At 68.2% G+C, this 11,959-nt stretch carries 9 protein-coding genes; 2 read left to right on the forward strand and 7 right to left on the reverse strand.

What is annotated here, in order from left to right; all coding sequences use genetic code 11:
- Position 1: 1 nt before the first annotated feature.
- The 4 genes from ACWDU4_RS26605 to ACWDU4_RS26620 all read right to left on the reverse strand — a co-directional run bounded on the left by ACWDU4_RS26605 (position 2) and on the right by ACWDU4_RS26620 (position 5,468).
- On the reverse strand, positions 2-1,207 hold the full coding sequence (locus ACWDU4_RS26605) for a lipid-transfer protein (protein ID WP_450116953.1): 1,206 nt from the start codon (positions 1,205-1,207) through the stop codon (positions 2-4).
- A 12-nt stretch (positions 1,208-1,219) separates the two neighbouring features.
- Positions 1,220-3,409 carry an acyl-CoA dehydrogenase gene (locus tag ACWDU4_RS26610; RefSeq protein ID WP_450116954.1) on the reverse strand — a complete coding sequence of 730 codons (2,190 nt, stop codon included), beginning with the start codon at positions 3,407-3,409 and terminating at the stop codon, positions 1,220-1,222.
- Positions 3,410-3,527: 118 nt separating this feature from the next.
- Positions 3,528-4,691, reverse strand: a complete 1,164-nt coding sequence (locus tag ACWDU4_RS26615; protein ID WP_450116955.1) for a steroid 3-ketoacyl-CoA thiolase — start codon at positions 4,689-4,691, stop codon at positions 3,528-3,530.
- A 159-nt stretch (positions 4,692-4,850) separates the two neighbouring features.
- Positions 4,851-5,468, reverse strand: coding sequence for a TetR family transcriptional regulator (locus ACWDU4_RS26620; protein WP_450116956.1), 618 nt, complete (start codon positions 5,466-5,468; stop codon positions 4,851-4,853).
- Positions 5,469-5,632: 164 nt separating this feature from the next.
- Between ACWDU4_RS26620 and ACWDU4_RS26625 the strand changes: the two genes are divergently transcribed.
- Positions 5,633-7,165: an FAD-dependent oxidoreductase gene (locus ACWDU4_RS26625; protein WP_450116963.1), complete on the forward strand. Its 1,533-nt coding sequence runs from the start codon at positions 5,633-5,635 to the stop codon at positions 7,163-7,165.
- Positions 7,166-7,250: 85 nt separating this feature from the next.
- Here the strand turns inward: ACWDU4_RS26625 and ACWDU4_RS26630 are convergent, their stop codons facing one another.
- The 3 genes from ACWDU4_RS26630 to ACWDU4_RS26640 all read right to left on the reverse strand — a co-directional run bounded on the left by ACWDU4_RS26630 (position 7,251) and on the right by ACWDU4_RS26640 (position 10,996).
- Entirely contained in the window at positions 7,251-8,351 is a 1,101-nt protein-coding gene (locus ACWDU4_RS26630) for a hypothetical protein (RefSeq protein WP_450116957.1), read from the reverse strand.
- Positions 8,348-9,502: a phosphotransferase family protein gene (locus ACWDU4_RS26635; protein ID WP_450116958.1), complete on the reverse strand. Its 1,155-nt coding sequence runs from the start codon at positions 9,500-9,502 to the stop codon at positions 8,348-8,350. The genes ACWDU4_RS26630 and ACWDU4_RS26635 overlap by 4 nt, the downstream gene beginning before the upstream one ends.
- Before the next feature lie 336 nt (positions 9,503-9,838).
- Complete coding sequence (locus ACWDU4_RS26640) at positions 9,839-10,996, reverse strand: hypothetical protein (RefSeq protein ID WP_450116959.1); 1,158 nt, start codon at positions 10,994-10,996, stop codon at positions 9,839-9,841.
- Between the two features lie 258 nt (positions 10,997-11,254).
- Between ACWDU4_RS26640 and ACWDU4_RS26645 the strand changes: the two genes are divergently transcribed.
- A complete protein-coding gene (locus ACWDU4_RS26645) occupies positions 11,255-11,866 on the forward strand; it encodes a TetR/AcrR family transcriptional regulator (protein ID WP_450116960.1) in 612 nt (203 codons plus the stop codon).
- The last annotated feature ends 93 nt before the right edge of the window (positions 11,867-11,959 follow it).

Below are 11,959 nucleotides of genomic sequence, written 5' to 3' on the forward strand. Positions count from 1 at the left end.
GTTATGACTCCTTCGAGATGGTTCCGGACCGGTAGAGAGTGACGACGCACGCCCCACCGAGACCCAGGTTGTGTTGCAGGGCAACGGAAGCACCGTCGACCTGACGCGCGTCGGCCTGCCCGCGCAACTGCCAGTTCAGCTCCGCGCACTGCGCGAGACCGGTGGCACCCAGCGGGTGCCCCTTCGAGATCAGACCGCCGGACGGGTTGACGACCCAGCTGCCGCCGTAAGTGGTCGCACCGGACTCGACCAGCTTGCCGCCCTCGCCGGGCGCACACAGGCCGAGGCCCTCGTAGGTGATGATCTCGTTGATCGCGAAGCAGTCGTGCAACTCGATCACGTCGACGTCCTCGATCGTCAGCCCGGACTGCGCGAACACCTGCTCGGCGGCCGCGCGGGTCATCGGCGCGCCGACGACGTCGATCATCGACCTCTCCGCGAACGCCTCCTCGCCGTCGGTCGTGAGCGCCTGCGCAACGATCTCGATCGCCTGGTCCTCGAGGCCGTGCTCGCGCACGAACTTCTCGCTGACGACGATCGCGGCGCCGGCGCCGTCGGAGGTCGGCGAGCACTGCGACCGGGTCAGCGGCGCGTGAATCATCTTGTCGCCCAGCACCTGCTCGAGGGTGTACTCGTCCTGGAACTGCGCGTACGGGTTGTTCACCGAGTGCCGGTGGTTCTTCACCGCGACCGCGGCGATCTGCTCGGCGGTGGTGCCGTAACGCTCCATGTGCTCGACCGCGGCGTTGCCGAACAGCTGCGCCGTCATCGGGCCCTTGCCCCAGCCGAACTTCTCGATCATGATCTTGAGCTGGTCGTCGAGGGTGGTGACCTTCGGCATCTCGCCGGTGCCGGTCATCGACGTCTTGGTCATCTTCTCGAAGCCCACGGCCAGCGCGCAGTCGACGAAGCCGGCCTGCACCCACTCACGCGCCATCAGCAGCGCGGTGGACCCGGTCGCGCAGTTGTTGTTGACGTTGACGATCGGGATCCCGGTCAGCCCGGTCTCGTACAACGCCCGCTGCCCGGCGGTGGACGCCCCGAACACGTAGCCGGCGGCGGCACGCTGGACCTGTGAGTAGTCGATGCCGGCGTCCGCGAGCGCCTTGCCGACGGCCTCGGTGACCATGTCCGGGTACTCCCAGTCCCGGGACTCGATCTTCTCGAACTTGGTCATGCCGACGCCGACGACAAAGGTGCGGTTCATGTGACTACGTGCTCACTTTCCGGGTTCTGGATCGCGAGGCAGACCGAGGATCCGCTCGCCGATGATGTTCAACTGAACATTCGTCGTACCACCGGCGATGGACATGCACTGCGAATTCAGGAACATCTGTGTAGCGGACCTGCGATCCTGCTCGCCGAGCAGCGACGACGGACCCGCCCACTCCATTGCGACCTCCCACACCTGCTGGATGTGTTCGACGCCGAGCAGCTTGGCGATCGACGACTCGGCGCCCGGCTGCGCGCCGGTGAGCGAGCGCAGCGTGGTGCGCAGACCCATCAGCCCACCGGACTGGGCGTCGCACAGCACCTTGCCGAGCACGGTGAGCTGTTCGGCGTCCAGGCCGCCGGGCACCGTCGCGGCCAGCGTCAGCAGCGCCTCGCCGCCGGAGCCCAGCGAGGAGTCGTGCGAGAGCGAGACCCGCTCGTTCGCGAGGGTGGTGCGGGCCAGCTTCCATCCGTCACCGGGCTCGCCGACCAGGCACTCGTCCGGGACGAACACGTCGTCGAAGAACACCTCGTTGAACAGCGCCTCGCCGGTGATCTCCCGAAGCGGGCGGATGTCGAGACCCTCGGAGTTCTTGATGTCGATCAGGAAGTACGACAGTCCCTTGTGCTTGGGCACGTCGCCGTCGGTGCGGGCCAGGCAGATGCCCCAGTGCGCGTCGCGAGCCATCGAGGTCCACACCTTCTGGCCCTGCAGCGTCCAGCCGCCGTCGACCTTGGTGGCCTTGGTGGACAGGCCTGCGAGGTCGGACCCGGCGCCGGGCTCGGAGAACAGCTGGCACCAGACGATGTCGCCGCGCAGCGACGCCGGGAGGAAGCGCTGCATCTGCTCGTCGTTGCCGTGCGCGATCAGGGTGGGCACCACCCAGTTGCCGATGATCATGTCGTGCGGCCTGATCTTCGCGTCCCGCAGCTCCTCGGCGATCACGAGCTGGGTGACCGCGTCGGCGCTCTTGCCCCACGGGGCCGGCAGGTGCGGTGACGTGTAGCCCCGCTCCGCGAGGTAGGTCTTCTGCTCGGTACCCGCCAGCTCGGCGGCCGGCGCCAGCTCGGCGCGGATGTCGGCGCGGATCTGCTCGGCCTCCGCGGGCAGCTCGATGCTGAGCACGCGACGGGCGCCCTCGAGGGTGAGGTTCGCGACGCGGCGCTTCCAAGAGGCAGTGGAGCCCAACAGGATTCGCAGCGACTGCGCGCGCCGCATGTAGAGGTGGGCGTCGTGCTCCCACGTGTATCCGATGCCGCCGAGTACCTGGATGCAGTCCTTGGTGACCTGGAACGCGGCCTCTGGCGCGACCGCGGCGGCGACGGCGGCGGCCAGCGACGACTCGGCACTCGAGACGTCATCGCCGAGCGCGCGGACGGCGTCCCACGCGGTGACGCGGGCCTGCTCGGTCAGGCTCAGCATCCGGGCGGCCTTGTGCTTGACGCCCTGGAACTGGCCGATGACCCGCCCGAACTGCTGACGGACCCGCGCGTAGTCGGCGGCGGTGGTGGTGGCCCAGTCCGCCAGCCCGGCCGCCTCGGCGGCGAAGAGGGCCGCGGCGACGTCGAGGACCCGCTGAGGGTCCAGCGTCAGCACGTCGCCGTCGGCGAGGGCGAGGCCGCCGACCGTGATCTCGGCGTTGCGACGGATCACGTCGTAGCCGGGCAGTTCGGAGATGTCCAGGCGATCCCGCGAGACGACGACGAACGCGAGCTCGCCCGCGTCATCCGCGGCGAGCAGGAACACGTCGCCGACCTGTCCGCCGAGGACGTGGCTGGACGTGCCGGACAGCGTGGCCGCGCCGCCGTCGCGGACGATGCGCAGGTCGCCGGGCTGCAGCGCCACCGCACCGAACAGCGAGCCGTCTGCCAGGCCCTCGAGCTCGGCGTTGCGACCCGCTTCGTGCAGGACCTCGGAGACGACGACCGTGGGCAGGAACGGTCCGGGGACCATGGCGCGGCCGAGTTCCTCGGCGACGATGGCGGTTTCCAGGAGCGAGAAGCCGGCGCCGCCGACCTCCTCGGGCAGGTGCAGCCCGAGCATGCCGAGCTCGGCGAGCGAGCTCCAGTACTGCGGCCGGGTCTCGACCTTGGCCTCGACGGCCTCACGGATCACCTCGGGGGTGGCGTACCGGGCGGCCCAGCCGCGCACCGAGTCGCGGAGCTCGCGGTCCTCGTCGCTCATTCCAATGGTCATCAAAGGGTCCTTAAGTAGAAGAAATTCTAGTGCCGATCCCGGGCGCTCGTCCGAGTGAACGGAACATTCGGTCGAGTGGATCGAGTGAGCGCTTCCGTTCACTCGACCGGGAGGGCGGTCAGATGCGCTCGATGATGGTGGCGGTGGACAGCGCGCCGCCCGCGCACATGGTGATCAGCGCGGTGGAAAGGTCCGAGCGCTCGAGCTCGTGCAGCGCGCTGGTGATCAGCCGCGAGCCGGTGGACCCGACCGGGTGACCGAGCGCGATCGCGCCGCCGTTGACGTTGACCTTGCTCATGTCCGCCTTGTGCACCTGCGCCCAGGACAGCACGACCGAGGCGAACGCCTCGTTGATCTCGACGATGTCGATGTCCGACAGCGACATCCCGGTGCGGTCGAGCACGGCCCGAGTGGACTCGATCGGGCCGTCCAGGTGGTAGTACGGGTCGGAGCCGACCAGGGTGGACGCGAGGATCCGGGCCCGCGGCTTCAGTCCGGCCTCCCGGGCCTTCTCCTCGCTCATCAGCAGAACCGCCGCGGCACCGTCGCTGACCTGCGAGGAGTTGCCGGCGGTGTGGATGCCACCCTCGATCACCGGCTTGAGGCCGGCGAGGCCCTCGGCGGTGGTCTCCCGCAGGCCGCCGTCGCGGGTCACGGTTGCAACCTCGCCGGTGGGCTCACCCTCCTTGTTGACGACCGGGGCCTGCACCGGGACGATCTCGCGGTCGAAGCGACCCTCGGCCCAGGCCTGCGCGGCCCGCCGCTGCGACTCCAGGCCGAGGGCGTCGACGTCCGCACGCGTGATGCCGCGGTTCGCGGCGATCCGCTCGGCGGAGGTGAACTGGTCACCCATGTCGATGGTCCAGTCGTCCGGGTACGGGTTGCCGGTGCCGGGCGCGTTGGCCTGACCGAGGAACACGCGGCTCATCACCTCGACACCGCAGCCGATACCCGCGTCGACCTGCCCGGACGCGATCAGGCCCGCGACCATGTGCACGGCCTGCTGCGAGGAGCCGCACGCGCAGTCGATGGTGGTCGCGGCGGTCGTGAAGGGCAGTCCGGCGTGCAGCCATGCCTGGCGGGTGACGTTGTTGGACTGCTCACCGGCCTGGGTCACGGCGCCGCCGACGAGCTGGCCGACCTGGTCGGCGGGCAGCCCGCTGCGGTCGAGGAGCGCCTTCTGGGCGGCACCCAGCAGCACGGCGGGGTGCACCCCGGCCAGCTGACCACGACGACGGCCGATCGGCGTCCGCGCGGCCTCGACGATGACGACGTTGCTCATTGTTGCTCCCCTGAGAAGACGGTTTTCTGAAACGTATTCTATTTCCGCGAAGAGGGCAATGCCCGGGCCGTCCCACCGGACGAGACGAGCCGCCTCCAACGTCCGATGGACGGTGGGCGGCGGCTCGGTGCGGGAAGGTCTTGCGCCGACAGGCGCAGGTCAGTTCGGGGTGCCCGACAACTCGGCGAGCAGCAGGTCGCAGGCGATCCGCAGGTCGGACTCGATCTCGGGAATCGAGGTGCGGCTGTTGAGCCCGGACTGGATCAGCCCGAACCACAGGGCCACCACCAGCCGCAGCACCGTCACGTCCCGGATCGTCGGCTCCTCGATCCCGGCTGCGTCGAGGAGGAGCTTGTCGAACTGCTGGTCGATCTTCGCGACGTCGGGGATCGTCGCGGCGTTGGACGTGGCGGCGGACTGGATCATCGCGGTGGCGAGCAGCGGGGTGCGCAGCAGCGCCCGCGTCGCCTGCAGCAGTGCATCGAACACGGCGTCGGCGGGCGACATGCCCGTCCGCGACCGCCGGGACAGCTGGGTGCCCATCCGCTCGATCTGGTCCACCATGACCGCGACGAACAGGTGGGTCTTCGACGGGAAGTAGCGATACAGCGTGCCGATCGCGACGCCGGCGCGCTTGGCGACCTCCTGCATCTGCACGCGCTCGAGTTCCTTCTCCGCCCCCAACTGGGCGGCGACCTTCAGGATCCGGCCGTGCCGTGCCCGCTGCTCCACCGAGCTCGGCTCGGCTGCGTCGCGCACCTCCGCAAGCCTCGGCATCTCTGGTCCCCCACTTCTTCAACTTCCGACGGAATGAGGGTAGATCCTGACACCTGTAGAGGATGCCAGGACTCCCGTTCCGCTCAGTGGGAGCCGGCCTGTCCGGCCCGCCCGCCTGCGATTGCCTGTCACCCACACTCGATGTGATGGAGGTAGCTGGAGACATGCAGGACTGGACGGACGAATACGACGTGGTGGTGGTCGGGTCCGGTGGCGGAGCCCTGACCGGCGCCTACACCGCGGCCACGCGTGGCCTGCGGACGGTGGTGCTGGAGAAGACCGACCTGTTCGGCGGCACCTCGTCGTACTCCGGCGCCTCGATCTGGCTGCCCGGCACCCAGGTGCAGGAGCGCGCCGGGCTGCCCGATTCGACCGAGCTGGCCCGCACCTACCTGCGCGCGTTGCTCGGTGACGTCGAGAGCGAGCGGCAGGATGCGTACGTCGAGACCGCGCCTGCGGTCGTCGAGTTCCTCGAGCAGAACCCGAACATCGACTTCGAGTTCCGGGCGTTCCCCGACTACTACAAGGCCGACGGACGCCTCGACACCGGCCGGTCGATCAACCCGCTCGACCTCGACCCCGCCGACATCGGCGAGCTGGCCGCCAAGGTCCGACCCGAGCTGGACCAGGACCGCACCGGGCAGGGCCACGCACCGGGAAAGCTGATCGGCGGCCGCGCCCTGGTCGGGCGCCTGCTGGCCGCGGTCGCGGGCACCGGCAACGCGGACCTGCGCACCGGCGTCGCCATGACCGGGCTGGTCGTCGAGGACGGCCGCGTCGTCGGCGTGGAGGCCGAGCAGGACGGGCAGCCGATCCGGATCAAGGCGAACCGCGGTGTCCTGATGGCCGCCGGCGGCATCGAGGCCAACGCGCAGGCGCGCGCGGCGAACGGCACCCCCGGCAAGGCGGAGTGGTCGATGGGTCCGATCGGCGCCAACACCGGTGCACCGATCGCGGCCGGCGTCGCCGCGGGCGGCGCGACCGCACTGCTCGATCAGGCGTGGTTCTGCCCGGGCGTCGAGCAGCCGGACGGCACCGCGGCCTTCCTGGTCGGCATCCGCGGTGGCATCGTCGTCGACGCGAACGGCGAACGCTACCTGAACGAGTCGCTGCCGTACGACCAGTTCGGACGGGCGATGCACGCGCACAACGGAAATGGCGCGGCCGTGCCGTCATGGATGATCTTCGACTCGCGCGAGCGTGGCGGCCTGCCCGGCATCAGCATCCCGAACACCGCGCCCGCGAAGCACCTCGATGCGGGCACCTGGGTGCAGGGCGACACCCTCGAGGAGGTGGCCGCGAAGGCGGGCCTGCCCGCGGATGCGTTGCGCACCAGCGTCGAACAGTTCAACGACTACGCCAAGCACGGCGTCGACGAGTCGTTCCACCGGGGCGAGGACCCGTACGACAACTTCTTCTGCCCGCCGAACGGCAACCCGAACAAGGCGCTGACCGCGATCGAGACCGGACCGTTCTTCGCGGCCCGGATCGTGCTGTCGGACCTCGGCTGCAAGGGCGGCCTGGTCACCGATGTCGACGGTCGCGTGCTGCGCGCCGACGGCACCGCGATCGACGGCCTCTACGCGGCGGGCAACACCTCCGCGTCGCTGAGCCAGAAGGTCTACCCCGGTCCGGGCGTTCCCCTGGGCACCGCGATGGTGTTCTCGTACCGCGCCGCCCAGCACATGGCAGGCTGACGACGAACACCGAACGGCCCCGCTCGACCGACAGGTCGGGCGGGGCCGTTTTGCATTGTGGAAGCGATTTCGAGGACGTCTCGTTTCAGGGTGCCATGTCGACCCAGCCGACGAAGCCCGACGGATCGTGCCGGCCCATGACGGCATGCTCGAACATCCCCCAGCCCACCCGACCGTCGATGGTTGCCTTCGCGACATGGTCGATGGTGCTGTAGGGCAGCCTGCCGAGGAACTCCGGGCTCGTGGTGTCGAATGTCGTGGCCGACGACCAATTCTCTCCGCGCCATTCACCGTGCGTCCAGTCGGGATCGCCGCCGTACCCGGCGCCGTGACTGAGCGAGATGAAGCCGAGGTTCTCGATGTCCACGACGAGAGGCTCACCCGACGGTGTCGTCAGATGAAGTCGCGCGGTCTCCGGATGCCTTGTGCCACTGCGATAGTTGACCTCGACCCGCGGCCAGCCGAGCTGCTCGATGCGTCCGTCGGCGAAGACACGGGTCGCGTGGTTGAGGGTCCGATGTCCGTCCTGGGATTCCTGAACGATCACCACGAGCGCGAAATCGTCGAACCGCAGCGGAACGTAGGTCCAGTAGTGGCCACCACGGGCCTCGTAGGTCATGCGCCCCTGCGGATCCGACTCACCGACGGGGCGGATACCCCACGAACGGTCGCGCGTACCCATCCACGTCTCGGGGTCGACGGTGAAGTCGCGCCCGCCCACCGTCAGGGTGCCGGCCCAGCTTCCGACCTGCGCGAAACGCGACGCATCGAGAATCGGACGCGGTCCCGACATCAGGACGTGCGCCTCCTCGAGCACGGCGGGAAACGACCCGTCCCACGTGATGTCGCACGACAGTTCTTCGTGCTCGCAGATCAGCCGAATTCTCTGCAGCGGCTCGATCACCTCGAGCCGGTAGCCGCCCACCCGGCTCTCCATCGAGCGCTCCTCCAGCGCATCCGAGAAGCGCACCGCCACCTGAGTGTCCCCGTGGCGCACCGTGACGAAGGCGTCGGTGACACCGAGGTTCGGGTAGACGCCGAATCCGGAGATCAGGTACACATCACCGGTGCGGTCGTGAGCGTTGAAGTAGTTGCGGTCGTAGAAGTTCCGGTCGGTGGACGCCACCCGCGCCATCGACAACGGCGACTGGTGTACCGGGTACTCGTCGAGCAGAACAGGCTTCATCGGGCCGGCTTCTCCCATTCGTATGTTTCGTCGATCAGCTGCGCGAGCATGGCGTGATGCAGCACATACTCGTCGGGGTTCGTGGGGGCTTCCATCTCCCCGAAGTGCACACGCCTGCGGGCGATCTGCGACATGACGGTTCCGTGGCGGAGCGCGGCGTACACGAGGTAGAAGTCGAGGTCACGCAACTCCACGCCGGCGACCTTCTCGTACCGGTCCACCACATCGGCGCGGGTGAACATCTCGGGCAGGCCCGGCAGCGAGAACTGCTCGGCCAGGTCCTGGAACATGCGGTGGAAGAAGAGGAACCACCCGAGATCGAGCTCACGAGGCGCGAGCACCGCCGACTCCCAGTCGAGTACCGCGGCCGGAACGGTCTCCGCGTACATGATGTTGCCGATCCGGGAATCGCCCCAGCAGAGCACGTCGGGCGACGGCTCCGCGGGCCAGTGCGCCTCGAGCCAGTCGAAGGCCCGCTCGAGCACCGGGATGCGGAGGCCGTCGTCACGGCGGGTCCACTCGTAGTACGCGCGCTCGTTCTCGAAGTGCCGACGCAGGCTGGACTCCCCGCCTGCCGCACCGAGAGACGGCACCTTCGCCGCCGGATCGTCGATCGCATGGATGTTCGCGAGAACCTGGATGGTGTTTTCCTGGAGTGACTTCCGCGCCTGGGTGTCGAACTCGTGCAGCCACCCCCCGAAGACGTACGGCGGGTTGTCCACCGGCACGGCTCCGCCTGCCCGATCCATCACCAGGAAGGGGGTGCCGAGCGGCTCGGCGGACGTCTCCACCCAGCGCACGTTCGGGACCGGAACCTCGCTGTGGTCGCGGACCGCGGCCATGACGCCGAACTGGTGCCGCAGATCGTAGCCGGGGAAGACCGGGAACGCGGATGCCTCGGGCGCGAGCCGGGCGACCAGCCGGTCCGTGTGCTCGATTCCGCCCTGATTCCAGTCGAGGTCGAAAAGAACAGATACGCTGGACATTCCGGAGTGACCAGGGCGGCTCACGTTGTGGACGCGTGGCGGCTCGTCGGCTCCGAGCCGCTCCCCCAGCCATCCCTCCAGCTGCCGGCGCAGCTGCTCCAGGTCGGTCTCGGTGGTCTTGATGTTCTGTTCCGCGCCTTCCGGCATCGGGCTCTCGGTGGTCATGCCCGTATCTCCAGTTCTCACGATGAAGGGAGCCCGGGTCACATCCTCCGGACCTCGGACAGGGTGCCGTCCGCCCTCCTGCGGGGCGGACGGATCGAACGACGAGACCCGAGTCGGCGATCTCGCATGTTCTGGGACGTTCTCGATTCGCGCTGCGACGGTGGTCACAGTCCGCGATCCCGAGTCGAGTACAGCAGCTAATCCACTTGTACGTCAACGGAATTGGATCAATTATACTGGTGTTCCGCGGGAGACCACCGCGAGACGACGACCGGCCTGGTCACAGTTTCGCGACCCGGCTCGATGTCACCGGTTCAGCCGGCCGACGTCACGGGTTCATCCTTCTGGCAGTCCGAGTTCCGGCCAGGCGCCACCGACCCAGGTCTGCAGGTTCCCCCAGCCGGTCGCACCGGTCTCGATGTCCCTGACCCGAATGACGCAGTCGCGGAACCGGTTGAGCGACGCCACACTCTCAGGGGTGGATGTGTCGGCGAAATAGCTTCCGTCGATGAAGAACTCGCCCTTCCATGATCCCCCGCGGTCTCCGTTCGGTCGCAGGTAGTGGCCCGCACCCAAGTGGAAGCCGGTGTCGGACACCGGCGCGGCCTCCAGGAGACGCTCACGCCCGTCGGCCATGGTGAGACGAAAGGTCCCACCGAGGAAGCGGTTGTTCCTGGAGTCGAATTCGATGATCGGGTCGATGTCCGTGACGAGGTCCCGGGGCCTGCCCGCGTACTCGAAGCCGCCCTGCGCCAGCTTGTGCGAGTAGCCGGGACCCTCGTAGCGCAGGAGGTACTGGTGGAAGGCGTAGCTGCCGCCGTCCGGATGCTCGAAGTACAGCGGGTTCCAGACCGCGAGGACGCGCGGCGTGTGGCTCTCGGTGGGGTCCGGCGCCAGGTCGCCGATGTCGTCGCCGACCCCGGGGCGCACTCCCCACAAATGGTCACGCGTCATGATCCAGCCCTCGGGACCGACGTCGATGCGGTCACCGTCGACCTCTATCCATCCGCTCGCGACGATTCCGGTCTGGTGGTACCGGATCTGGTCCGCGGTGCGGCGATTGCCGGTGATGTTCCGACGATCCTCACGCTCCTCGACGACGCAGGGCACGGCCCCCTCGAGGAGCAGGTCGAACGCGACGGGTTGGACGTCGTTGGGTTCGAGCACGACGCGAATCCGTTGAAGCGGCTCGACGATCTCGTACCGAATGGGGCCCACGTCCACCGAGTCCGGATCGGCGGCCAGCGCGCGGCTGGCGCGTACCGTCCATTGCTCGACTCCGCGTGCCACACCGGCGTACGCGTCGACGACGCCCCGATTGACGTACTTACCGAAGCCGAATCCGATCTGCAGCGATCCGTCCTTCGCGGCGGCCATCAGACAGACCTTCTCGGTCCACGCGTGGTCACTCTGCGAAACCGTCGCGAAGGTGTCCACGATCTGATGGTTGAAGTGCTCGTCCGCCGCCACGAGTGGCCCGATCGATCCGCCCACTGGCGCCTCCTCCGAAGTCCGGGTTCGAAGCCCAGGCCCGATGCCACCGCAGCCGCGTCGGCCACGACAGATCAGTTGATTTCTGGACTGCGAGGCTAAAGATAGACTCGCGTCTATCTTTCTGGTGCGGATTCGCGAAATTGGACACGGGCACGCCCGTGAGCAGAAACTGGCGGGTGCCACGCATCCCGAGCTGGCACCCCGAACCGGGCCGTGATCGCTCTCGGGTGGGGTGTCCGGAGGGGAGATGCTGGGAAAATGAACGAACCGACGACACTCGGCCGCCGCGAACTGAACAAGCTGCAGACGCGCGGCCGACTGCTCGACGCCGCCCGGACCCTGTTCGCTCAGCGCGGCGTCGTCGGCACGCCCGTCGACGACATCGCGGACCTGGCCGGCGTTTCCCGCGCCACCTTCTTCAACTACTTCCCCAGCAAGGACGACCTGCTGGCTGCCCTGTACGCGAGTCACATGAGCTCGCTGGCGGCGGTGATCGACGACCTCCTGGGCCGGGACCTGACGACGGAGGAGCGAATCGTCGGCGTCTTCACCGACTTCGTGCGGGCCACAGAGGACCTGCCCGGCTACCTGCGTGCCGTGACGGGCGAGTTCGAACGGGACCTCGCCTCGCCCACGATCAGTGTGGAGCGCACCGAACTGTTCAACGACGAACTCCTGCGGATCCTGAATCCGGGCATCGCGCGCGGCGAGGTCCGCACCGACTACCCGCCACGGTTCCTCGCGCAGATGGTCGCCGCGATCTACGTCTCGACGATCCGCTACTGGCGGCAGGATCCGGGCTTCGACCTCGCGGACAATTTCGTGAAGGCGGCGCGGTATGCGGCCGAGTCGCTCCTGCCCCGGGACTGAAGCGACTCTGCCTCCCGAGTCCCGCCACAACGGAAGAGCAAACGTATGAACTCCCGACACGCAAACAGAGATAGCGTATTGCGTGTTTTTCTT

Source organism: Rhodococcus sp. NPDC003348, from assembly GCF_053589375.1.